The sequence below is a fragment of the Streptomyces sp. NPDC001781 genome, from assembly GCF_053596035.1.
On the sequence record NZ_JBSFFI010000001.1, the window covers coordinates 15,328 to 37,376 of the forward strand.

Here is a 22,049-nt window from a genome sequence, read left to right on the forward strand (position 1 = left end):
CCGACGGCAGGGGTTCACCCCTCGTTCACTTCGGGCCATCGGCGGCTTCACCTGTTCTGCCTAATTTCGGCCGTAGCCGGTACGGAGTGCGGAACGGATGCACTCGCGTACCACCCAACGTCGCACGCCGCCCCTAGCGGCGGCTCCTGGAAGGAACTTCCGAACGTGAAGCTTCAGCGCAAGAACCGGCTGCGCGCCCTCTCGCTCGGTGCGGTCGCCGTCTCCGGTGCCCTGGCCCTGACGGCGTGCGGTTCCGACGACACGGGCACGAAGGCGGGCACCGGCTCGTCCTCGTCGGCCGCCGCCGGTTCGATCAAGTGCGACGGCGCCAAGGGCCAGCTTCTGGCCGACGGCTCCTCGGCGCAGAAGAACGCGATCGACGCGTGGGTGAAGAACTTCTCCCAGGCGTGCGGTGTGCAGATCAACTACAAGGGCGCCGGCTCGGGTGCCGGTGTCACCTCGTTCAACCAGGGCCAGATCGCCTTCGCCGGCTCCGACTCCGCGCTGAAGCCGGAAGAGGTCGTCGCCTCCAAGAAGGTCTGCAAGGGCGGCCAGGGCATCGACCTGCCGATGGTCGGCGGCCCGATCGCGCTCGGCTACAACGTGCCCGGCGTGGACAACCTGGTGCTGGACGCCCCGACGCTCGCCAAGATCTTCGACAGCAAGATCCAGAACTGGAACGACCCGGCGATCAAGAAGCTGAACCCCTCGGCGAAGCTGCCCGACCTGAAGATCCAGGCGTTCCACCGCTCCGAGGACTCCGGCACCACCGACAACTTCACCAAGTACCTGAAGGCCACCACCCCGGACAACTGGAAGTACGAGGGCGGCAAGGCGTGGCAGGCCAAGGGCGGCCAGGCGGCCTCCGGGTCGGCCGGTGTGGCCCAGGGCGTCAAGCAGAACCCGGGCGCGATCGGCTACTTCGAGCTGTCCTACGCCAAGGACATGACCACCGTGGCCATCGCCACCGGTGCCAAGACCCCGGTGAAGCCCTCCACCGAGTCCGCCACCGCCGACATCGCGGCCGCCAAGGTCGTGGGCACGGGTAAGGACCTGTCGCTGAAGCTGGACTACAACACCAAGGCCGAGGGTGCCTACCCGATCACCCTGGTCACCTACGAGATCGTCTGCGACAAGGGCAACAAGCCCGAGACGCTGCCCGCGACCAAGGCGTTCCTGACCTACCTCGCCAGTGAGGACGGCCAGAAGGTGCTGGCGCAGAACGACTACGCGCCCGTCCCCGCGGAGATCATCGCCAAGGTCCGCACCACCGTCGCCTCCTTGAGCTGACCTGACCCCGAGTGTGCGCACCGGCCCCGCTTCCCCGGGGCCGGGCGCACCGTCCGGTGCACCGCCGCCCGAGCCGCCCCGCGCGGCTCAGCAGACCGGAGAACCCGATGGACATATCGACGACCACTGACGTACCCCCCTCCGCCCCCCGGCCCGACGCCGGCGAGCGGCGGACCGCACGGGGCGTGACCCGCCCCGGCGACCGGATCTTCCTGGCCCTCTCGCGCGGCTCGGGCATCCTGCTCCTGGTGATCATGGCCGCGATCGCGGTCTTCCTCACCTACCGGGCGTGCCTGGCGATCAGCGCCGACGACGGCAACTTCCTGACCACCTTCGAGTGGAACACCAACACCGACCCGCCGGTCTTCGGCATCGCCGTGCTGGCCTTCGGCACGGTGGTCTCCTCGGTCGTCGCCATGGCGCTGGCCCTGCCGATCGCGGTCGCCATCGCGCTGTTCCTCACGCACTACGCCCCGCGCCGGCTGAGCGGCCCGATCGCCTACGTGATCGACCTGCTCGCCGCCGTACCCTCGATCGTCTACGGCCTGTGGGGCGCCCTGATCCTCGTCCCGCACATGCAGGGCCTGTACGGCTGGCTGGACCAGTTCCTCGGCTGGACCGGGATCTTCGCCTGGCACGGCGGCGCCCCGCGCGCGATGCTGACCGTCGGCATCCTGCTGGCGATCATGATCCTGCCGATCATCACCAACGTGAGCCGCGAGGTCTTCCGCCAGGTGCCCCAGATGCACGAGGAGGCCGCGCTGGCCCTCGGCGCCACCCGCTGGGAGGTCGTCCGCATGGCGGTGCTGCCCTTCGGGCGCTCCGGTGTGATCTCGGCCGCGATGCTCGGCCTCGGCCGCGCGCTCGGCGAGACGATGGCCGTGGCCACCGTGCTCTCCCCGAGCTACGACATCCAGGCCAGCCTGCTCGACCCCGGTGGCGGCACCTTCGCCCAGAACATCGCCTCCAAGTTCGGTGAGGCGTCCGTGCAGGGCCGGGACGCGCTGATCGCCTCCGGTCTGGTCCTGTTCGTCATCACCCTGCTGGTCAACGGCGCGGCCCGCGCGATCATCGCCCGCCGCAAGGAGTACTCGGGGGCCAACGCATGAGCACCGCAATCTCTCCCGACGGCGCCGGTGTGCGGCGCGGCGCCGGGCTGCCGAAGTGGTCCCTGTGGGCCGTCGCGGCCGGGTCGATCGCCCTGGCCGTCGGTATCGGCCTGGTGGCCGGCCTCACCAGCCACGTCCAGTGGGGCCTGATCGCCGCGCTGCTGTTCGTCCTCGGCACCTATGTGGTCGCCGCCCGCGCGGAGGGCCGCCGGCAGGCCAAGGACCGGGTCGCCACCGCGCTGGTCTGGGTGGCGTTCCTGCTGGCCGTGATCCCGCTGGTGTCGCTGGTCTGGACGACCGTCTCGCGCGGTGTGAAGGTCCTCGACGGCTACTTCCTCAGCCACTCCATGGGCCTGGTCGCCGACTCCGAGCCCGGCGGAGGCATCTACCACGCCATCCTCGGCAGCCTGGAGCAGGTGGGCCTCGCCACCGCGATCGGCGCGCCCATCGGTGTGCTCACCGCGATCTACCTGGTGGAGTACGGCCGGGGCCGGCTCGCCCTGGCGGTGACGTTCTTCGTCGACGTGATGACGGGCATCCCGTCCATCGTCGCGGGCCTGTTCATCCTCAGCCTGATGCTGATCCTCGACCTCCAGCCCTTCGGGTTCGCCGGCTCGCTGGCCCTGGCGATTCTGATGATGCCCGTGGTGGTGCGCTCCACCGAGGAGATGCTGAAGCTGGTCCCGAACGAGCTGCGCGAGGCGTCCCTGGCGCTCGGCATCCCGAAGTGGCGGACCATCCTCAAGGTGGTCCTGCCGACCTCGCTGGGCGGTATCACGACCGGCGTCATGCTGGCCGTCGCCCGGATCGCGGGCGAGACCGCCCCGGTGCTGCTGCTGGTGTTCGGCAACCCCTTCATCAACGCCAACCCCTTCGAGGGCGCCCAGGCGTCGCTGCCGCTGTACATCTACCAGCAGTACGCGCAGAGCGCGGGCGCGGGCGCGGCCTACGACCGTGCCTGGGCCGCGTCGCTGACGCTGATCGCGTTCGTGATGATCCTCAACCTGGTGGCCCGCGGCATCGCCCGCTGGAAGGCCCCCAAGACCGGTCGCTGACCGCGGCCCCCCTCAGTGACCGACTGGAAGTGAAGCAATGGCCAAGCGAATCGATGTGAGCGGACTCACCGCCTTCTACGGTGCCCACAAGGCGATCGAGGACATCTCGATGACCGTGGAACCGCGTTCGGTGACGGCGTTCATCGGCCCCTCCGGCTGCGGCAAGTCGACGTTCCTGCGCACCCTGAACCGGATGCACGAGGTGACCCCCGGCGGCCGCGTCGAGGGCAAGGTGCTGCTGGACGACGAGGACCTGTACGGCAGCGGCGTCGACCCGGTGTCGGTGCGGCGCGAGGTCGGCATGGTGTTCCAGCGCCCGAACCCGTTCCCCACCATGTCCATCTTCGAGAACGTGGCGGCGGGCCTGCGCCTGAACGGCGGCCACCGCAAGAGCGAGCTGGACGACGTGGTGGAGAAGTCGCTGCGCGGCGCCAACCTGTGGAACGAGGTCAAGGACCGGCTGAACAAGCCCGGCTCCGGCCTCTCCGGCGGCCAGCAGCAGCGGCTGTGCATCGCGCGGGCCATCGCCGTCGAGCCGCGGGTGCTGCTGATGGACGAGCCGTGCTCCGCGCTGGACCCGATCTCCACGCTGGCGATCGAGGACCTGATCGGCGAGCTGAAGGAGCGCTTCACGATCGTCATCGTGACGCACAACATGCAGCAGGCGGCGCGCGTCTCGGACCGTACGGCCTTCTTCAACCTGGCCGGGGTGGGGCAGCCGGGCCGGCTGGTGGAGATCGACGAGACCGAGCGGATCTTCTCCAACCCGTCGGTGCAGGCGACCGAGGACTACATCTCCGGCCGCTTCGGCTGAGCCGCCGAGCCCCTCGCGGTGCTGCATGGCGGTGCCTCCGCGAGGATGTGGGAAGGGCCCGCCCCCGGTGTTCCCGGGGGCGGGCCCTTCCTCCGTGCGCGGGTTCTCTACAGCACGGCCAGGTTGACCAGCTCGAAGACGCCGGCCGCGACCAGCCCGGCGGCCGGCATGGTGATGAACCAGCCGAGCACGATGTTCTTGGCGACGCCCCAGCGGACCGCGTTGACCCGCTTGGTCGCGCCCACGCCCATGATCGCCGAGGTGATGACGTGGGTCGTGGAGATCGGCGCCTTGAACAGGAACGCCGTGGTGAACATGATCGACGCGCCGGTCGCCTCGGCCGCGAAGCCCTGCGGCGGGTCCAGCTCGATGATCTTGCGGCCCAGGGTGCGCATGATGCGCCAGCCGCCCGCGTAGGTGCCGAGCGACAGCATCAGCGCACAGGCGATCTTGACCCAGACCGGGATCGGGTCGCCGAAGGTCTCGTTGCCGGAGATCACCAGGGCGAGCACCACGACACCCATGGTCTTCTGCGCGTCCTGGAGGCCGTGGCCGAGCGCCATGCCCGCCGCCGACACGGTCTGGGCTATGCGGAAACCGCGCTTGGCCTTGTGCGGGTTGGCCTTGCGGAACAGCCACAGGATGGCCGTCATCACCAGGTAGCCGCCGATGAGACCGACCACCGGGGAGAGGAACATCGGGATGACGATCTTGTCGATCACCCCGCCCCACAGCACGTCGGTGCCGCCCGCCAGCGCCGCGCCCACCATGCCGCCGAACAGCGCGTGGGAGGAGGACGAGGGCAGGCCGAAGTACCAGGTGGCGAGGTTCCAGACGATCGCGCCGATCAGCGCGGCGAAGAGGATGCCCATCCCCTTCGAGCCCTGCGGGGTCTCGATCAGGCCCTCGGAGACGGTCTTGGCGACGCCGGAGCCGAGGAAGGCACCGGCGAGGTTCATCACGGCCGCCATCGCCAGCGCGGCGCGCGGGGTCAGCGCACGCGTCGACACCGAGGTGGCGATCGCGTTCGCGGAGTCGTGGAAGCCGTTGGTGTACGTGAAGACGAGCGCGACCCCTACGGTCACGATCAGAGCGAAGGTGTCCATCGACGCCTCAGGACTCCTTGACGGCGATGGTCTCCACCGTGTTCGCCACGTGCTCGAACGCGTCCGCCGCCTCTTCCAGCACGTCCACGACCTGCTTGAGCTTCAGCACCTCGATCGCGTCGTACTTGCCGTTGAAGAGCTGGGCGAGCAGCTTGCGGTGGATCTGGTCGGCCTGGTTCTCCAGCCGGTTGACCTCGATCCAGTACTCGGTGAGGTTCGCCATGGTGCGCAGGTTCGGCATGGCCTCCGCCGTCAGCACGGCGGCCCGTGCCAGCACCTCGATCTGCTGCTCGACACCCTTCGGCAGCTCCTCGATGTTGTAGAGGACGACCAGGTCGACGGCCTCCTCCATGAAGTCCATGATGTCGTCGAGCGACGAGGCGAGGTTGTAGATGTCCTCGCGGTCGAACGGCGTGATGAAGGAGGAGTTGAGCTGGTGGAAGATCGCGTGCGTGGCGTCGTCACCGGCGTGTTCCGCGGCCCGCATACGCTCTGCGATCTCGGCTCGGGCGGAGGAGTCCGCCCCGAGCAGTTCCATCAGGAGCTTCGAGCCAGTGACGATGTTGTCCGCGGACGCGGCGAACATGTCGTAGAAGCTCGTCTCCCTGGGGGTCAGACGAAAGCGCACGTGTGGTCCTCGGGATGCTTTGGTTTCGGTCAGGCTGATGCTAGGCGCATCATCCGGCCACGGCTATCGGGCCATCCCCCAGTGTCGCCCATCGCGCACGGTGCTCGGCACGGGGGACCTCGGACCGGTCCACTGCCCCGCGGAATTCGTTAGGCTATACCCGCCAGGGGTATACGGCCCCGCCGTCCCGAGATGGAGGCCCGCGATGACGACGACCGAGGCCGGCGCCACGCACGGTTACCACCACCGGAAGGACGAGCACCTCAAGCGGCTGCGCCGGATCGAGGGCCAGATCCGGGGGCTCCAGCGGATGGTCGAGGAGGACACGTACTGCATCGACGTGCTCACCCAGGTCTCCGCCTCCACCAAGGGGCTGCAGTCCTTCGCGCTCCGGCTGCTGGAGGAGCACCTGCGGCACTGCGTCGCCGACGCGGCCCTCAAGGGCGGCGACGAGATCGACGCGAAGGTCGACGAGGCGACGAAGGCCATCGGCCGCCTGCTGCGCACCTGAGCCAGGGCCTGTCCGGTGGATCGAGGCGCGGGGGAGCAGCGGTGCCGACCGATGCCGCGTCCGCGCCGTGGTCCGCCGGACAGGACCCGGCTGGTGCCGTGCCGGACGCCGCGAACCGGTGGACCTTTCCGGTCACAGCACTAGGCGGCACGCTCCTCGGTGACCCGGAGCACCTCGTCTATGCTCGCCAGGCTCAGCCGGTCCTCGGCGGCCGACGCGGCGATGATCAGTTCGCCGCACAGCTCTATCTCGGCGAGGGCCACGTGGTCCTGCACCGCCGTACCGCCGACCGGAGCCACGCGCGTCACCTCGTCCTCTTGGTCCTGCCTGCCGGTACCGGCTTCCTAGAGTAGGGATCGCGCCACGTACCGCGCATGGCACGGACGGGCTAGTCCGCCGGGGCCCCCTCGTCCTCCGCGAGGCGGCCTGCGTAGATGTCGGCGTCACGGGGGAGTGTGACGTCCACCTCGGTGCCGAAGGCGTGCAGCAGAGTGGTGGAGGTCACCGCCACGGCCGCCGCCCGGCGCCCGTTGACGAAGCTGAAGCGCTGGCGGAGCTTGCGGACACGGCCCTCGTCGTCGAGATACACGTCGAAGGGGACCTCGGCCGTGGCGAACCCCTTCGCCGCCGCGGCGAGCGGCGCCCGGTTGCCCGCCGAGGCCGCGCGGGCCGCGCCCGCCAGGTCGGCCGTGCCCCGGTAGTGCCGCACGGCGGCGCCGCCGACGCTGGTGCGGCCCACGTAGCTCGCGGTACGGGTGCCGCGCAGCACCTCCGCCGCCGCGTACGGGTCGGTCGCGCCGCCGGTGACCAGATTGCCGTCCAAGGCCGTGGCGGCCTCCACGCGGACCCATTTGCCGGCGGGCACGCCCGCGCCCCGGTTCTTCATGAACAGGGCTCCCGGGGCGAGGAGTTCGGTGATGGGCCGGTGTTCCGGAGTGCCGGTCGGGTCCGCCGGGAGGACCACGGTCAGTTCGCCGAGGCGTCGCTCGAAGTCGTACACACCCCGGCCCCGGACGGTGACGCGGGTGCCGCCGGTGGCCATCTCCATGGAGGTGGTGGCCCGGGCGGTGCCCGCCGCGCGCAGGGCGTCGGCGGCGTGCCGGAGCACGGCCACCGGCTCGCCGCCCGCGCCGTTCACCCCCGCGGCGGCGGCCCCGTTGCCGGAACACCCCGAGGCGCCCGCCCCGAGCCCGACCGTGAGTCCCATGATCCCCACCGCGACGCCCGTCCTGCCCGCGCGCGTGTGCTGCCGCCGATCCATGGCCTGCCTTACCCCCAGCCGGTTATGTCCGTCACTGGCCCCCTGTCGTTCCGGTTAACGACGGGTAGGGAGTGCCGTCACGCGCCGACCGGTCCCCGCAGGGGGTGTCAGGGGGGCGCGCGCAAGCCCCGGCGCGCGGCCGGTAGCGTGGCGTCGTGGCGTCTGAGGAGGGCCCCGAGGGGGCGCGGGAACACCGCACGGAGACGACCGAGCAGGGACGCTTCTGTGTGGCGCGGTGCAGTTGCGGCTGGCGCGGTCCCGCCCGGCGGGCGCGCAGCCAGGCGCGGACGGACGCGGAGGGGCACCCCGGGGGAGCGTGAGCGCTCCGTCCCTTCTGCCCCCGCTTTCAGTGGTGTTCGAGCCGCTGGGTGAGCGCGTCGAGCAGATCGCGGTCGCGGGGGTGGCTGATCCGGGTACGCGCCTCGGCGGGCGTCAGCCACACCACCCGGTCCACCTCGGAGTTGGGCGCGAACGCCCCGGAGACGGCCTCGGCGGCCCAGTACCGCACCTGCTTGGGCCGGCCGTCGACCGGATACCTCAGCGTCGGCAGTTCGGCCCCCAGCTCGGCCGCGTAGCCCGTCTCCTCGCCCACCTCCCGCACGGCGGCCGCCGGCGCGGACTCCCCCCGCTTGAGCTTGCCCTTGGGGTGCGACCAGTCGTCGTACCGGGGACGGTGCACCAGGCACACCTCCAGGGCGCCGGTGCCGGGGGCCCGGCGCCACAGGACGCAGCCGGCGGCGCGGACGAGCTTGGGGAGCGCGTGGGGGCCGGTGGGCACGGGAGGCTCCTCGGGGGTCAGGGGGTCTGCTGCCAGGTCTGCCGGAAGGCGAACCTCGCGGCCTCCACCTCGTGGCGCTGGTCGGCGTGCAGGACGCCGAGGGAGTAGGCGGTGGCGGGGGCGATGCGGGGGGTGCGGGCGGCCTGGGCGGCTTCGGCGGCGGCCTCGGCTGCGTCGCGGTGGCGGGTGAGGGCCTCGGCGGCGGAGCGGAGACGGGGGTCGGCGGGCGCGGGGTGCGGGATCTCGCGGGCGTAGCGGTGCAGGCGGAGCAGCAGCCTGACCTGGTGCCAGGGGCCGTCCTGGGGGTGCGGGGCGGGGTCGGGGGAGAGGCCGTGGACCAGTGCCTGCGCGTTGTAGGGGTCTCCGGCGGTGACCAGGGGCAGTACCGAGACGGCGCCGGCCAGCCGGTCCTCCGCGGCGGCGGCCGCCGGTCCCAGGGCGGCGGTCGCGGCGCCCGGTGCCAGGGGGACGTCACTGGCCAGCAGGGCGACCCGGTCGGCGACGGCGTGGAAGCGGGCGGAGCCCAGCGCCTCCAGCGCGGCGGAGTGGGCGCGGGTCCGGGCCAGGGTGAGGCGGCGCTCCAGCAGCGCCCCCGCCTTGGCCGCGCCCACGGTGAGACTGCCCCGCTCGGGGGCCGGTGCCGGGGCGCCCGCGTGCACCGCGGCTCCCACCGGCAGGGGAGTGGGCCCGGAGAGCCGGTGCAGCGCGAGCAACAGCCGGTCCAGCCGGGCCTCCTGCGTGTGCTCCAACGCCAACGTGCCCGACACCCAGGCCAGTTCCGGCCGTACCGAGTCGGCCCAGGCGGGGTCCAGCAGAGCCCGGAAGGTGTGCAGGGCGGCGCTGATCCGGCGGGCGGAGCGGCGCAGCGCGCGCCCCGCGCCGGCGGCGCCGTCGGCCCCGTTCCCGTGTTCCCGCTGGGCTCGCAGGGCGCGCAGGAAATCCGTGGCCTGCGCCCGGAGGTACGCGGCGAGGTCGTCCCCGGTGGGGTCCGTCCGGGCGGGACCGGCTCCCGCCGGGACGGTCTCCGGGTGGGGACGGTCAGGGTGTCGTGGTGCCACGCCGGCGCCTCCGGGCGTCAATGAGCGTCTCCTGTACGTTGCGCAACGGGTGTCCGTCGGCGTCGGCCGCGTGCCGGGTCCACTCGCCGTCGGGGCCCAGGTGCCAGGAGGCGGTGGTGTCGGACATGCCGGTGTCCAGCAGGCGGTTGAGGGTCGCCCGGTGGCCGGGGTCGGTGACCCGGACCAGCGCCTCGATCCGGCGGTCGAGGTTGCGGTGCATCATGTCGGCGCTGCCGAACCAGATTTCGGGCTCGCCGCCGTTGCCGAAGGCGAACACGCGGGAGTGCTCGAGGAACCGGCCGAGGATCGAGCGGACCCGGATGTTCTCCGAGAGTCCCGCGACACCGGGCCGTACCGCGCAGATGCCGCGCACCCAGACGTCGACCGGGACGCCCGCCTGGGAGGCCCGGTAGCAGGCGTCGATGACGGCCTCGTCGACCATGGAGTTGACCTTGATCTTGACGAAGGCCGGGCGGCCCGCGCGGTGGTGCTGGATCTCCTTGTCGATGCGCGATATCAGGCCGTCCCGCAGCGACTTGGGGGCGACCAGCAGCCGGCGGTAGGTCTCGCGGCGGGAGTAGCCGGAGAGCCGGTTGAAGAGGTCGGAGAGGTCCGCGCCGACCTGTGGATCGGCGGTGAGCAGCCCGAGGTCCTCGTACAGCCGGGCCGTCTTCGGGTGGTAGTTGCCGGTGCCGACGTGGCTGTAGCGGCGCAGGGTCTCGCCCTCCTGGCGGACCACCAGCGACAGCTTGCAGTGGGTCTTCAGCCCGACCAGGCCGTAGACGACGTGGCAGCCGGCCTCCTCCAGCTTGCGCGCCCACTTGATATTGGCGTGCTCGTCGAAGCGGGCCTTGATCTCGACCAGCACGAGGACCTGCTTGCCGGACTCGGCCGCGTCGATCAGCGCGTCCACTATCGGGGAGTCGCCGGAGGTGCGGTACAGCGTCTGCTTGATCGCCAGTACGTCCGGGTCCTGCGCGGCCTGCTCCAGGAACGCCTGCACCGAGGTGGAGAAGGAGTCGTACGGGTGGTGCAGCAGCACGTCGCGCTGGCGCAGTGCGGCGAAGACGTCCGGCGCGGAGGCGGACTCCACCTCGGAGAGGTCCCGGTTGGTGCCCGCGACGAACTTGCGGTACTTCAGCTCCGGCCGGTCCAGGCCGTGGATGCGGAACAGACCGGTGAGGTCCAGCGGGCCGGGCAGCGGGTACACCTCGGCCTCGGAGATCTTCAGCTCGCGCACCAGGAGGTCCAGCACCTCGCGGTCGATGTCCTCCTCGACCTCCAGGCGGACCGGCGGCCCGAAGCGGCGCCGCATCAGCTCCTTCTCCAGCGCCTGGAGCAGGTTCTCCGCGTCGTCCTCCTCGACCTCCAGGTCCTCGTTGCGGGTGAGCCGGAAGGCGTGGTGCTCCAGCACCTCCATGCCGGGGAACAGCTCCTCCAGGTGCGCGCCGATCACGTCCTCCAGCGGGACGAACCGGCCGGGGCTGCTCTCCAGGAAGCGGGACAGCAGCGGGGGCACCTTGACGCGGGCGAAGTGCTTGTGGCCGCTGACCGGGTTGCGTACGACGACGGCCAGGTTCAGCGAGAGGCCGGAGATGTACGGGAAGGGGTGCGCGGGGTCCACGGCGAGCGGGGTCAGCACCGGGAAGATCTGGTGCCGGAACAGGGTGAACAGGCGGGCCTGCTCCTTGTCGGTCAGCTCGCTCCAGCGGACCAGGTGGATGCCCTCCTCCGCGAGTGCGGGGGCGACGTCCTCGTGGTAGCAGGCGGCGTGCCGCGCCATCAGCTCGCGCGAGCGGGACCAGATCATCTCCAGCACCTCGCGGGGCTGGAGCCCGGAGGCGGAACGGGTGGCGACCCCGGTGGCGATACGGCGCTTCAGACCGGCCACCCGGACCATGAAGAACTCGTCCAGGTTGCTGGCGAAGATCGCGAGGAAGTTGGCGCGCTCCAGCAGCGGGGTGGTGGGGTCCTCGGCCAGCTCCAGCACGCGCTCGTTGAAGGCGAGCCAGCTCCGCTCCCGGTCCAGGAAGCGGCCCTGGGGCAGCGGGGCGCCGTCCGTGGCCCGCTCCTCGTACACGTCGAGGTCGGCGTCGAGATCCGGTTCCAGGTCGGAGACGGCCGCCGCGACCGTGTGCGGGCGGTGGGCGGCGATCGAGCCCACGGGGGGCTGCGGCCGCAGGGCGGCTTCGGGGGACGGGTGGGCCGGTACCTGGGCTTCTCGCTGACTCATGAACCCATTCTTCCGCGCCAGGGGCGTTACGGCAGCGTCTGTTCTCAAGTGATCCGCGGGAACGGACGCGCCACCTCCGGCCCCTCCGGGCCGCGGCTGGGAGTGGGGGGCCACGGGTTCCATCGCCCGAGGGTCGCAAGCGGTTCTGAATCAAGGGTTACGGGCACATGACGCGTGGGAAATCGGGGGGCGGCCCCCAGGGGCCGGGGGCCGCCGTCGCAGGTCAGCCGGTGCGCCGCCGCAGCACCAGGAAGCAGGCGGCGGTCAGCAGCGCGGCCACGACCAGCAGGAGGGCGCTGGTGGTGAGCTGGAGGGGCCAGTAGTGGGAGGCGGGGTGGTAGGTGGTGAAGTAGCCGGTGCCGCCGTGGCTCTCGTACAGGCGCAGGCAGGCGGTCACGCTGGGGACACGGCACTCGGGGGTGGGGACGTGGGCTCCGCCGCTGGTGACCATGCCGTGCGAGAGCTCCACACCCGAGTGCAGGTGGGGATACCCCGCCCGGAAGGGCACCGTCCGGGTCACGGGTGTCCACAGGTGCGGCACGAGCCGGTGGGCGCCCCCGAGCAGCAGCACCGAGGCGGCCAGGCTCAGGCCGAGGGCGGGCAGCGCGCGGCGGACCAGCAGGCCGGTCAGGGCGCCCACGGCGAGCGCGGTCAGGCAGGCGGCGACGACCGTGAGGCCGTTGGCGTGGAAGGTGAAGGGCTTCCACCATTCGTCCCGCGGCTCCCCCCGGTCGTCGGCGGCCTCCCAGGCGAAGCGGTGGAGAGCCACCAGCAGACCCGCGCCCACCGTGACCACCGCCGCGGGCACGGCCAGCCGGACGGCCAGCCAGCGCGCGGGCCCGACACCCTGGGTCCAGGCCGTCACCGCGGTACCCGACTCCAGCTCCCGCGCGGTCAGCGTGGCGCCCGCCCACGCCGCCACGAGGAACGGCAGGAGGATCACGGCGTACGTCAGCAGCGTGTACGTGGTGGCGTACGGACCGGGGTCGAGGAGGGGGCACGCGTCGAGGCCGGCGCATGCCCGCCGCTGCGCCCAGGCGCGGTTCGCCAGGTCCGCGGGCGAGCCCGCCGCCCACAGCAGCAGCCCGCCGATCACCGCGGTGAGGGCGGTCCACAAGGTCACCGCCCACCGGTGCAGGCGGAACGTCCAGCGGGCGGAGACGGAAAGACTGCTCACGCGGCGCGCTCCTCGGTCAGGGTGAGCGCGGGCGCGTCCGCGCCGCGCAGGTGGGCGAGGACGAGGTCCTCCAGGGTGGGCCGCCCGGTGCGCCAGTCGCCCGCGACCGGCCCGGCCGGCCGGATCAGCGCGGAGAGCTGACGTCCGGTGGTACGGGACTCGACCACCGTGTGCCCGGTCAGCGCGCCCTCCTCGGCGGAGCCGGCTACGCGCAGGTGGGCGTCGAGCAGATCGTCGATCCCGCCGGCCAGCCGCACCCGGCCGGAGCCGATGAGCAGCAGGTGGTCGCACGACTCCTCGACCTCGGCGACGACGTGGGAGGACATGGCGATGGTGGTGCCGTGCTCGGCCGCCGTGCCCATCAGCACTCCCATCAGATCGTGCCGGGCGAGAGGGTCGAGGTCGGCCATCGGCTCGTCCAGCAGCAGCAGTCCGGGCCGCTTGCCCAGCGCCAGGGCGAGCGCGACCCGGGTGCGCTGACCGACGGAGAGGGACCGTATCCGGGCACCGGGGTCGAGGTCGCCCCCGGCGACGACCCGCTGCGCGCCGGCCGCGTCCCAGCGGCCGGGGTTGAGGTCGGCGCCCATGCGCAGCGTCTCGGCGACCGTGAGCTGCGGATACAGCGGCCTGGTCTGCGCCACGTAACCCACGCGGGGGCGGGCGTCGGCCGGAGATGTGCCCAGGACCCGCAACTCACCCTCGGTGGGCGCCATGAGGCCCGCCGCGATGGCGAACAGGGTGCTCTTTCCGGCCCCGTTGGGGCCCACCACGGCACACACGCGGCCGGCGGGCAGCCGGAACGCGCAGTCGCGCAGCGCCCAGGCGCCCCGCCGTCCGTACCGTCTGCCGAGGCCGGTGGCCTCGATCGCGGCGTCGCTCATGAACGTTCTCCCTGGAAGTTCCTGTCGAGGACGGCCGTGAAGAGGGCCGCCATGTCGTCCCGGTCCCATCCGGCCCCGACCGCCCGCCGGGCCCACTCCTCCAGCTCGGCCCGCAGCGGCGAGTCGGCGGGGGCGGAGCCGAGCGTGCGGCGGACGAAGGTGCCCAGCCCGCGTCGGGCCTCCACCAGTCCCTCCCGCTCCAGCTCGCGGTACGCCTTCAGGACGGTATTGGGGTTGATGGCGGTGGCCTCCACGACCTCGCGGGCGGTGGGCAACCGGTCGCCCGGGCGCAGCAGTCCGAGGCGCAGCGCCTGTTTGGTCTGCTGGACGAGCTGGACGTAGGTGGCGACCCCGCTGTGCCGGTCGATGCGGTATTCGACCACGCGCTGAACCACCCTTTCACTAATTGATTAGTGGAATGGTGGTGCGGAAGAGGGGCGCCCGTCAAGCCCGGACGCCCCTCAAGTCAGCTCGCGGCAAGCCCCGTTCACGTCTCCGTGCGGTACATCAGGTCCGTCTCGTGGGTGGTGAAGCCCAGCCGTTCGTACACCGACACCGCCGCCTTGTTGTCCGCGTCGACGTAGAGCATCGCGGTGGGCAGGCCGCGCCCGGCCAGGTGGCGCAGGCCGATCGTGGTGAGGGCCTTGCCGAGACCGCCGCCCTGGCGGCCGGGGCGCACTCCGACCACGTACACCTCGCCCAGCCTCTCCTCGGCGTGCTCCTTGGTCCAGTGGAAGCCGACCAGCTCGCCGTCCTGCTCGGCCAGGAAGAACCCGGCGGGGTCGAACCACGCCTCACCCTCCCGGTCGTCCAGGTCACGCCGGGTCAGCGAGCCCTGCTCGGGGTGGTGGGCGAAGGCGGCGGCGTTGACCGCGAGCCACGCCTCCTCGTCCCGGCCCGGCTCGAAGGCCCGTACCGTCACGCCGTCCGGCAGCACGGGGTCGGGCAGTTCGAGGCCGGTCAGCGGGCGCCGCATCTGGCGCAGTTCGCGGAACAGGGTCAGACCGAGCACCTGCCCGAGATGCCGGGCCGCCGGGTGGCCGCCGTGCGCCCAGACCCGCAGCCGCTTGCCGGAGGCCGCCAGCAGGGCGGTGCCGAGCGCCCGTCCGTGCCCGCGCCCCCGCCGCGTGGGCCGCACGACCAGCTCGGCGGCAGGCGCCTCCACCGGGTCGGTGTCCTCCAGCTGGGCGTAGCCGGTCAGTTCGTCCCCTGCGTACAGCAGCAGATGGGAGACGCCCGGCCGGGCGCCGCCGCGCAGCTGCAGCCGCCCCTGCTCGGAGACCGGCTGCTGCCCGTCCGCGCGGGCGGCCTCGGTGAGGAGCGCCAGCACGGCCTCGGCCTGGTCCGGCGTGAGGGCGGCGTGCGTCTCGATGGAGCGGGCGGGGAAGGACCGTACGGAGTCGTCGCTGCTCATGCGTATGAGAGTACGGCGCGGGCGGCCGGCGCAGGGTGCCCGGGAAACCCGTTTCCGCCCGGCGGGTCCGGGCGGGGAGAATGCCGGCCATGGGACATCTGGACGTGGCGCATGTCGAGTACTACCTGCCGGACGGGCGGGCGCTGCTCGGTGATGTGTCGTTCCGTGTCGGCGAGGGCTCAGCGGTGGCGCTGGTCGGCCCGAACGGCGCGGGCAAGACGACGTTGCTCAGGATCATCGCCGGTGAACTGGACGCGCACGGCGGCAAGGTGGGCGTCAGCGGCGGACTCGGGGTGATGCCCCAGTTCGTCGGCGGCGTCCGGGACGCGTCGACCGTCCGCGACCTCCTCGTCTCCGTCGCCCCCCGGCGCATCCGCGCGGCCGCGAAGGCGGTCGACGAGGCCGAGCACGCCATCATGACCGTGGACGACGAGGCCGCGCAGATGGCGTACGCCCAGGCCCTCTCCGACTGGGCCGAGGCCCAGGGGTACGAGACGGAGACCCTGTGGGACATCTGCACCACGGCCGCCCTCGGCATCCCCTACGACCAGGCCCAGTGGCGCCAGGTGAACACCCTGTCCGGCGGTGAGCAGAAGCGGCTGGTGCTGGAGTACTTCTTCCGGGGCCACGACGAGGTGCTGCTGCTGGACGAGCCGGACAACTACCTCGACGTGCCGGGCAAGCGCTGGCTGGAGGAGCAGATTCGGGCCACCCGCAAGACCGTGCTCTTCATCTCGCACGACCGGGAACTGCTCGCCCGCTGTGCCGAGCGGATCGTCAGCGTGGAGCCCGCCGAGGGTGGCGCCGACGTATGGGTGCACGGGGGTGGCTTCGCCACGTACCACGAGGCCCGCCGCGAGCGCTTCGCCCGCTTCGAGGAGCTGCGCCGTCGCTGGTCGGAGAAGCACGCCCAGCTCAAGAAGCTGGTGGTCACCCTCCAGCAGGCGGCCTCGGTCAGCCACGAGATGGCCTCGCGCTACGCGGCCGCGCAGACCCGGCTGCGCAAGTTCGAGGAGGCCGGGCCGCCGCCGGAGCCGCCCAAGGAGCAGGACATCCGGATGCGGCTGCGCGGCGGCCGTACCGGGGTGCGCGCGATCACCTGCGAGGCGCTGGAGCTGACCGGGCTGATGAAACCGTTCGACCTGGAGGTCTTCTACGGCGAGCGGGTCGCGGTCCTCGGCTCCAACGGTTCCGGCAAGTCCCACTTCCTGCGCCTGCTGGCGGGCGCCGGCATCGCGCACACCGGGCTGTGGAAGCTCGGCGCGCGGGTGGTGCCGGGTCACTTCGCGCAGACCCACGCCCACCCGGAACTGGTCGGCCGCACCCTGCTGGACATCCTGTGGTCCGAGCACTCCCAGGCGCGCGGCCCGGCCATGTCGATCCTGCGCCGCTACGGCCTGGACCGGCAGGCCGAGCAGAACTTCGAGCGGCTCTCCGGCGGCCAGCAGGCCCGGCTCCAGATCCTGCTGCTGGAACTCGCCGGCACCACCGCCCTGCTGCTGGACGAGCCCACCGACAACCTGGACCTGGAGAGCGCGGAGGCCCTCCAGGAGGCACTGGAGGCGTACGAGGGGACCGTGCTGGCCGTCACCCACGACCGCTGGTTCGCCCGCTCCTTCGACCGCTTCCTGGTCTTCGGCTCCGACGGCCGGGTCCGCGAGACCCCGGAACCGGTGTGGGACGAACGCCGGGTGGAGCGCGCCCGCTGAGGGCGCTGTCCCGTAGTCCCCGGCGGGCGCGCGACGACAGCCACGGCGCCTCGCCGCGTTGCCCCCGTACGCCCGGTACGAGGGCGACCCTCGCGCCTTGCGATGCACCGCATCCGCCGCCGCGCGCTGATCCACCGGGGACCACGGGACAGCCCTCAGGGGCTTTCGTTCTGGTCAGGCCGGGTCAGGGACCGGACCCCGCACCTCGATCCGCCGGGCCCTAGTCCTCCTGGTGCGTGTTCGGCGGCGGCGTCGGCGCGCCCGGCAGCCGGACGGTGGCGACCGTGCCGCCGTCCGGGGCGCGGTCGAGGGTGACCTCGCCGCCCGCCTGCTGGACCGTACGGGCCACGATGGACAGGCCGAGCCCCGAGCCGGGCAGCGCGCGGGCGCTGGGGGAGCGCCAGAACCGGTCGAAGACGTAGGGGAGTTCGTCGGCCGGGATGCCCGGACCGTGGTCCCGGACGGTCAGCACGCCATCGGTCAGCCGGACGTCGACGGTGCCGCCCTCGGGGCTGAACTTCACGGCGTTGTCCAGGATGTTGACCACCGCGCGCTCCAGCGCCGAGGGCTCCGCCCGGACGAACCAGGGCTCCAGGTCCGCCGTGATCGTCAGCTCCGGCCCGCGCAGCCGGGCCCGGCGCAGCGCCTCCTCGACGGTCTCCTGGAAGGAGAACACCTGCACCCGCTCCCCGCGCTGCCCCTCGGCGCGGGAGAGTTCCTGAAGGTCCCCGATCAGCGCGGCCAGCTCGGTCATCTGGGCCTTCACCGAGGCCAGCAGCGCCTTGCGGTCGGCGGCCGGGATCGGGCGCCCGGTCTCCTCGCTGCGGGTCAGCAGCTCGATGTTGGTGCGCAGCGAGGTGAGCGGGGTGCGCAGCTCGTGCCCGGCGTCCGCGATCAACTGCTGCTGGAGGTCGCGGGACCCGGCCAGCGCGGTCGTCATCGAGTTGAAGGACCGGGAGAGCCGGGCCACCTCGTCGTCGCTGTCGTCGGCCACCGGGATGCGGACGGCGAGGTCCTCGGTGCGGGCCACGTGCTCGACCGCCTCGGTCAGCTTGTCCACCGGCCGGAGCCCGGCCCGCGCCACCGCGAGCCCGGCCGCGCCCGCGCCCACCACACCGATCCCGGAGACGAGCAGCAGGATCAGCGCCAGGTCGCTCAGGGTGCGCTGGGTGTCCTTCAGGGAGAAGGCCACCATCACGGCGACCTCCGGGTACGGCTGCGTACCGGGGGCTCCGCCGACGGGAACGGCGCTGGTCATCACCCGTACGTCGTTGCCCTTGGAGTCGACGCCGTCGCGCAGGGTGCGCCGGCCGAGGGTGGCGTGGCGGGCGGCGGCCACGTCCGCGGCGGTGGTCTTCACCGTGCCCTCGGAGAACGGGGTGACGCACGTCTTGCCCTCGGCGGTGACGATCTGGAGGTAGAGGAACGAGGGCGGTCCCTCGTCCGCGCCGGGGGACTGCGGGCAGGTCAGCAGCAGCGTGGTCACCTGGTCGGGGCTGAGCGGGCGGCCGAGGCTCTGCAGGCGCTCGTCCATCTCGCTGTAGAGCTTGCCCTGCACGATGAACCAGCAGGTCACCGACACCGCGGCCACCGCGAAGGCGACGGCCGCCGCGACCAGCATCGCGAGCCTCGCCCGGATCGGCAGCGCCTTGTAGCGGCGCATCAGCCTCCTCACTCGGCGCCGCCCTGCCGCAGGACGTACCCGACGCCCCGGACGGTGTGCACGAGCCGGGGCTCGCCGCCCGCCTCGGTCTTGCGGCGCAGGTACATCACGTACACGTCGAGGGAGTTGGAGGAGGGCTCGAAGTCGAAGCCCCACACCGCCTTGAGGATCTGCTCCCGGGTCAGCACCTGGCGCGGATGCGCCATGAACATCTCCAGCAGCGTGAACTCGGTCCGGGTCAGCTCCACCTGCCGCTCGCCCCGCCGTACCTCCCGCGTGGCGAGGTTCATCCGCAGGTCGCCGAAGCTGAGCGCCTCGTCCTCGCGGGCCTCGGCGGAGACGCTCCCGGCGTACGAGCTGCGCCGCAGCAGCGCCCTGATGCGGGCGAACAGCTCGTCCAGCTCGAAGGGCTTGACCAGGTAGTCGTCGGCCCCGGCGTCCAGTCCCGTCACCCGGTCCCCGACCGTGTCCCGGGCCGTCAGCATCAGGATCGGGGTGGTGTCCCCGGTGTTCCGGATGCGGCGGGCGGCGGTCAGCCCGTCCATGCGGGGCATCTGGATGTCCAGCACGACCAGGTCGGGCCGGTACTCCCCGGCCTGCTCCAGCGCGTCCGCTCCGTCGACGGCGGACCGGGTGTCGTACCCCTCGAAGGCGAGGCTGCGTTCCAGGGCCTCGCGTACGGCCGGTTCGTCGTCGACGATCAGGATGCGCTGGGGGTCGCGGTCTCCTTCGGCGGGGCTCATCGCTGGCGGTACCTCGCGGGTGCGGTGGGGCGTGGACGGGGCGGTCATCAGCCTCGCACGTTTCGGCTCCGCCGCGTCCGAGGCCGGGGGGTCAGACCCCGGCCGGGGTGAGCCGGGTCAGGGCGTCGAGGCGGTTCAGCGGCACCTTGCGGCGGTGCGGGCGGGCGGCGGAGGTGCGCAGACCCATGAGCTGGGGCGCGGGAGTGGGCAGCTCGGGCAGGCGGGGTCGGGGGTCGGGGGTGTGCAGCTCGTGCGCCACCTCGAGGGCGACGACGACGTTCGCCGGTCCGGAGACAGGGGCCTGGTGCGAGACGCGCTTGATCATGACGTTCTCCCTGCTGCTCGGTACTGCTCGGTACTGCTGGTGCTCGGGGAAGTGCTGTCAGCTCGTGGAACCCGCCCGGAGCTTCGCCAGGTCGGCCTTGACGGTGTCGACGGGGATGGCGAAGCCGAGCCCGATGCTGCCCGCGTCCGAGGACGAGGAAGCCTGGGAACCCGAGGAGTACATGGCGGAGTTGATCCCGATCACCCGGCCCGAGGCGTCGATGAGGGCGCCGCCGGAGTTGCCGGGGTTGAGCGAGGCGTCGGTCTGGATGGCCTTGTAGGTGGTGGTGGAGGAGCCGGTGTCGCCGTTGAACTCACGGCCGCCGAACTGGAACGGCCACTGCTCCTCGCCGCCCGGCCCCTGGCCGCTTCGCCCCTCGTCGGTGGAGACGGTCACGTCCCGGTCGAGCGCGGAGACGATGCCGCTGGTGACGGTGGAGGTCAGCCCCTCGGGGGAGCCGATCGCCACGACCGTGTCACCGACCTGGACGCCCGAGGAGGTGCCCAGCGGCGCCGCCCTGAGCCCCGAGGCGCCCTCCACCCTCAGCAGCGCCAGGTCCTTGGAGCTGTCGGTACCGACCACACGGGCGGTGCGGCTGGTGCCGTCGCTGGTGCGCACCTTCACCGAGGAGGCGCCGGAGACGACGTGGTTGTTGGTGACGATCTCGCCGTCGGCGCTGACGATCACGCCGGAGCCGGTGGACGAGCCGCTCGCGAGGGTCGCGTTGACCTCGACCACGCTGGGGGTGAGCGCCGCGGCGATGTTCGCCACGTCGCCCTTCTTGCCGGCCGCGACCACGGGGGTGGACGTGCCGGTGGCGGGGGTGCCGTGCCCGGTGAGCTGCTGGATGGCGTAGGCGGTGCCTCCGCCCACCGCGGCCGCGCCCAGCGCGACCGCCGCGAGCAGCGAGACCGGGCCACCGGGACGCCTGCGCCGATGCCCGGACCCCGCGGTGGGGGCGTGGGCCGGCGGGGGCGGCCACTCGGGGTGCACACCCGCCGCGGGGAAGGCCGCGTACGGCTGTGCGGGAGTGCCCTCGGGGTGCTCGTCCTCGTGGCCGCCGCTGCGGCGCGTGCTCTCGGTCATACGAGGAGCATGTCCCGCGACCATGAGAGCTTCCTGAGGCCCGTCTGAGAACCCCGGCAGAACCGCCTTCGGTTCCTATGAGACCTCGCTGACCTGCGCTTTCAGCTCGCGCATCCGCAGCTCGCGCGGACCTGGAGGCGGGAGGGGAAGGTCTTCAGCCGCTCCCGGCGCGAGCCCGCCACGCGCAGCCCGTCGTCCAGGACCAGGTCGACCGCCGCGCGGGCCATCGCCGGGCGGTCGGAGGCCACCGTGGTCAGCGGCGGGTCGGCGAGCGCCGCTTCCTTGATGTCGTCGAACCCGGCCACCGCCAGCTCGCCCGGCACGTCAAGCCGCAGCTCGCGGGCGGCCCGGAGCACGCCGATGGCCTGGTCGTCGGTGGAGCAGAAGATCGCGGGCGGGCGGTTCGGACCGGCCAGGACCTCCAGCGCCACGCGGTAGGCGTCGTAGCGGTTGTAAGCGGCCTCGAAGAGGCGGCCCTCGGTGGACAGACCCGCCTCGGACATCGCCCGGCGCCAGCCCTCGACGTGGTCGGAGACCGGGTCGCCCACCGCGGGGGTGTCGGCGGTGCCGCCCATGCAGGCCACGTACTCGTACCCGTGCTCCAGCAGATGGCGGACGGCGAGCTGGGCGCCGCCGAGGTCGTCGGTGGTGACGGCGACGTCGTCGATGGCCTCCGGGCGCTCGTGCAGCAGCACCACGCGGGCGTCCCACGCCTCGATCTCGGCGGCGGCCTGGTCGTTCAGCGCGTGCGAGACGAGGATGAGACCGGAGACCCGCATGCCGAGGAAGGCCCGCAGATAGTGGACCTCGCGCTCGGCGATGTAGTCGGTGTTGCCGACCAGGACCATCTTCCCGCGCTCGGAGGCGGCCTGTTCGACCGCGTGCGCCATCTCCCCGAAGAAGGGCTGGCGGGCGTCCGGGATGATCAGACCTATCAGGTCGGTACGGCGCGAGGCCATCGCCTGGGCCACCCGGTCCGGCCGGTACCCCAGTTCCTGGATCGCCGCGAGGACACGCTCGCGCGTGGCCGGGGCGACCGGCCGGGGTCCGTTGTTGATGACGTAGCTGACCACGGCGGTGGAGGTCCCCGCCAGCCGTGCCACATCATCCCGAGTAACCTTCGCCACGCGCGGAGTCTACGCGGATTGACCCGCTCTGGGCAGGGCATTCGTGGCGTGGACCGCGGGCCGGGAGCGCCGGGGGTGCCC

Annotated in this window: 22 protein-coding genes; 6 read left to right on the plus strand and 16 right to left on the minus strand. The window is 72.4% G+C overall.

From position 1 onward, the window contains the following. Positions 1-165 precede the first annotated feature (165 nt). From pstS to pstB, 4 genes are all read left to right on the plus strand, one after another. Positions 166-1,290, plus strand: coding sequence for a phosphate ABC transporter substrate-binding protein PstS (gene pstS / locus ACWCV3_RS00080; protein ID WP_451215909.1), 1,125 nt, complete (start codon positions 166-168; stop codon positions 1,288-1,290). A gap of 107 nt (positions 1,291-1,397) precedes the next feature. Continuing rightward, a complete protein-coding gene (gene pstC, locus ACWCV3_RS00085; protein ID WP_451215912.1) occupies positions 1,398-2,399 on the plus strand; it encodes a phosphate ABC transporter permease subunit PstC in 1,002 nt (333 codons plus the stop codon). Next, positions 2,396-3,454, plus strand: a complete 1,059-nt coding sequence (gene pstA, locus ACWCV3_RS00090) for a phosphate ABC transporter permease PstA (RefSeq protein WP_451215915.1) — start codon at positions 2,396-2,398, stop codon at positions 3,452-3,454. The genes pstC and pstA overlap by 4 nt, the downstream gene beginning before the upstream one ends. 37 nt (positions 3,455-3,491) lie before the next feature. Beyond that, positions 3,492-4,268, plus strand: a complete 777-nt coding sequence (gene pstB / locus ACWCV3_RS00095; RefSeq protein WP_451215918.1) for a phosphate ABC transporter ATP-binding protein PstB — start codon at positions 3,492-3,494, stop codon at positions 4,266-4,268. 107 nt (positions 4,269-4,375) lie between these two features. Here pstB and ACWCV3_RS00100 read toward each other — a convergent pair whose 3' ends face one another. After that, positions 4,376-5,374: an anion permease gene (locus tag ACWCV3_RS00100; RefSeq protein ID WP_451215921.1), complete on the minus strand. Its 999-nt coding sequence runs from the start codon at positions 5,372-5,374 to the stop codon at positions 4,376-4,378. 7 nt (positions 5,375-5,381) lie between these two features. Next, the gene (locus ACWCV3_RS00105; RefSeq protein WP_381098436.1) at positions 5,382-6,002 is read right to left on the minus strand and encodes a DUF47 domain-containing protein; all 621 of its coding nucleotides are present in this window, start codon (positions 6,000-6,002) and stop codon (positions 5,382-5,384) included. A 205-nt stretch (positions 6,003-6,207) separates the two neighbouring features. Between ACWCV3_RS00105 and ACWCV3_RS00110 the strand changes: the two genes are divergently transcribed. Beyond that, the gene (locus ACWCV3_RS00110) at positions 6,208-6,513 is read left to right on the plus strand and encodes a metal-sensitive transcriptional regulator (RefSeq protein WP_451215925.1); all 306 of its coding nucleotides are present in this window, start codon (positions 6,208-6,210) and stop codon (positions 6,511-6,513) included. 140 nt (positions 6,514-6,653) lie between these two features. Here the strand turns inward: ACWCV3_RS00110 and ACWCV3_RS00115 are convergent, their stop codons facing one another. From ACWCV3_RS00115 to mshD, 9 genes are all read right to left on the minus strand, one after another. Next, entirely contained in the window at positions 6,654-6,812 is a 159-nt protein-coding gene (locus tag ACWCV3_RS00115; RefSeq protein WP_451216809.1) for a hypothetical protein, read from the minus strand. Positions 6,813-6,901: 89 nt separating this feature from the next. After that, on the minus strand, positions 6,902-7,720 hold the full coding sequence (locus ACWCV3_RS00120; RefSeq protein ID WP_451215928.1) for a hypothetical protein: 819 nt from the start codon (positions 7,718-7,720) through the stop codon (positions 6,902-6,904). 400 nt (positions 7,721-8,120) lie between these two features. Then, the gene (locus ACWCV3_RS00125; protein WP_451215931.1) at positions 8,121-8,552 is read right to left on the minus strand and encodes an NUDIX hydrolase; all 432 of its coding nucleotides are present in this window, start codon (positions 8,550-8,552) and stop codon (positions 8,121-8,123) included. Positions 8,553-8,569: 17 nt separating this feature from the next. Next, a complete protein-coding gene (locus tag ACWCV3_RS00130) occupies positions 8,570-9,610 on the minus strand; it encodes a CHAD domain-containing protein (protein ID WP_451215934.1) in 1,041 nt (346 codons plus the stop codon). Continuing rightward, positions 9,591-11,843 carry an RNA degradosome polyphosphate kinase gene (locus tag ACWCV3_RS00135; protein WP_451215937.1) on the minus strand — a complete coding sequence of 751 codons (2,253 nt, stop codon included), beginning with the start codon at positions 11,841-11,843 and terminating at the stop codon, positions 9,591-9,593. The genes ACWCV3_RS00130 and ACWCV3_RS00135 overlap by 20 nt, the downstream gene beginning before the upstream one ends. 223 nt (positions 11,844-12,066) lie before the next feature. Continuing rightward, positions 12,067-13,020 (minus strand): ABC transporter permease, encoded by a 954-nt coding sequence (locus ACWCV3_RS00140; RefSeq protein ID WP_451215939.1) that lies wholly within the window; start codon positions 13,018-13,020, stop codon positions 12,067-12,069. Further along, complete coding sequence (locus ACWCV3_RS00145) at positions 13,017-13,901, minus strand: ABC transporter ATP-binding protein (protein WP_451215942.1); 885 nt, start codon at positions 13,899-13,901, stop codon at positions 13,017-13,019. The genes ACWCV3_RS00140 and ACWCV3_RS00145 overlap by 4 nt, the downstream gene beginning before the upstream one ends. Further along, positions 13,898-14,284 carry a GntR family transcriptional regulator gene (locus ACWCV3_RS00150; protein WP_451215945.1) on the minus strand — a complete coding sequence of 129 codons (387 nt, stop codon included), beginning with the start codon at positions 14,282-14,284 and terminating at the stop codon, positions 13,898-13,900. Before ACWCV3_RS00150 ends, ACWCV3_RS00145 begins: the two co-directional genes overlap by 4 nt. A 104-nt stretch (positions 14,285-14,388) precedes the next feature. Continuing rightward, positions 14,389-15,315, minus strand: a complete 927-nt coding sequence (gene mshD / locus ACWCV3_RS00155) for a mycothiol synthase (protein ID WP_451215948.1) — start codon at positions 15,313-15,315, stop codon at positions 14,389-14,391. Between the two features lie 89 nt (positions 15,316-15,404). Between mshD and ACWCV3_RS00160 the strand changes: the two genes are divergently transcribed. Continuing rightward, positions 15,405-17,024, plus strand: a complete 1,620-nt coding sequence (locus ACWCV3_RS00160) for an ABC-F family ATP-binding cassette domain-containing protein (protein WP_451215951.1) — start codon at positions 15,405-15,407, stop codon at positions 17,022-17,024. A gap of 220 nt (positions 17,025-17,244) precedes the next feature. Here ACWCV3_RS00160 and ACWCV3_RS00165 read toward each other — a convergent pair whose 3' ends face one another. The 5 genes from ACWCV3_RS00165 to ACWCV3_RS00185 all read right to left on the minus strand — a co-directional run bounded on the left by ACWCV3_RS00165 (position 17,245) and on the right by ACWCV3_RS00185 (position 21,968). Continuing rightward, positions 17,245-18,687: a sensor histidine kinase gene (locus tag ACWCV3_RS00165; RefSeq protein WP_451215954.1), complete on the minus strand. Its 1,443-nt coding sequence runs from the start codon at positions 18,685-18,687 to the stop codon at positions 17,245-17,247. A gap of 8 nt (positions 18,688-18,695) precedes the next feature. After that, a complete protein-coding gene (locus ACWCV3_RS00170) occupies positions 18,696-19,430 on the minus strand; it encodes a response regulator transcription factor (RefSeq protein WP_451215957.1) in 735 nt (244 codons plus the stop codon). A 91-nt stretch (positions 19,431-19,521) separates the two neighbouring features. After that, entirely contained in the window at positions 19,522-19,755 is a 234-nt protein-coding gene (locus tag ACWCV3_RS00175; protein WP_451215960.1) for a hypothetical protein, read from the minus strand. A 57-nt stretch (positions 19,756-19,812) separates the two neighbouring features. Next, positions 19,813-20,841, minus strand: a complete 1,029-nt coding sequence (locus ACWCV3_RS00180) for a S1C family serine protease (protein ID WP_451215963.1) — start codon at positions 20,839-20,841, stop codon at positions 19,813-19,815. Between the two features lie 101 nt (positions 20,842-20,942). Further along, positions 20,943-21,968 (minus strand): LacI family DNA-binding transcriptional regulator, encoded by a 1,026-nt coding sequence (locus tag ACWCV3_RS00185; RefSeq protein ID WP_451215966.1) that lies wholly within the window; start codon positions 21,966-21,968, stop codon positions 20,943-20,945. Positions 21,969-22,049 lie beyond the last annotated feature (81 nt).

Coding starts and splice junctions, on each gene's coding strand:
- ACWCV3_RS00120 (WP_451215928.1), bottom strand. CDS start 7,720: ATGGGACTCACGGTCGGGCTCGGGGCGGGCGCCTCGGGGTGTTCCGGC.
- pstA (WP_451215915.1), top strand. CDS start 2,396: ATGAGCACCGCAATCTCTCCCGACGGCGCCGGTGTGCGGCGCGGCGCC.
- ACWCV3_RS00110 (WP_451215925.1), top strand. CDS start 6,208: ATGACGACGACCGAGGCCGGCGCCACGCACGGTTACCACCACCGGAAG.
- pstB (WP_451215918.1), top strand. CDS start 3,492: ATGGCCAAGCGAATCGATGTGAGCGGACTCACCGCCTTCTACGGTGCC.
- ACWCV3_RS00135 (WP_451215937.1), bottom strand. CDS start 11,843: ATGAGTCAGCGAGAAGCCCAGGTACCGGCCCACCCGTCCCCCGAAGCC.
- ACWCV3_RS00165 (WP_451215954.1), bottom strand. CDS start 18,687: ATGCGCCGCTACAAGGCGCTGCCGATCCGGGCGAGGCTCGCGATGCTG.
- ACWCV3_RS00170 (WP_451215957.1), bottom strand. CDS start 19,430: ATGAGCCCCGCCGAAGGAGACCGCGACCCCCAGCGCATCCTGATCGTC.
- ACWCV3_RS00160 (WP_451215951.1), top strand. CDS start 15,405: ATGGGACATCTGGACGTGGCGCATGTCGAGTACTACCTGCCGGACGGG.
- ACWCV3_RS00175 (WP_451215960.1), bottom strand. CDS start 19,755: ATGATCAAGCGCGTCTCGCACCAGGCCCCTGTCTCCGGACCGGCGAAC.
- mshD (WP_451215948.1), bottom strand. CDS start 15,315: ATGAGCAGCGACGACTCCGTACGGTCCTTCCCCGCCCGCTCCATCGAG.
- ACWCV3_RS00145 (WP_451215942.1), bottom strand. CDS start 13,901: ATGAGCGACGCCGCGATCGAGGCCACCGGCCTCGGCAGACGGTACGGA.
- pstC (WP_451215912.1), top strand. CDS start 1,398: ATGGACATATCGACGACCACTGACGTACCCCCCTCCGCCCCCCGGCCC.
- ACWCV3_RS00180 (WP_451215963.1), bottom strand. CDS start 20,841: ATGACCGAGAGCACGCGCCGCAGCGGCGGCCACGAGGACGAGCACCCC.
- ACWCV3_RS00100 (WP_451215921.1), bottom strand. CDS start 5,374: ATGGACACCTTCGCTCTGATCGTGACCGTAGGGGTCGCGCTCGTCTTC.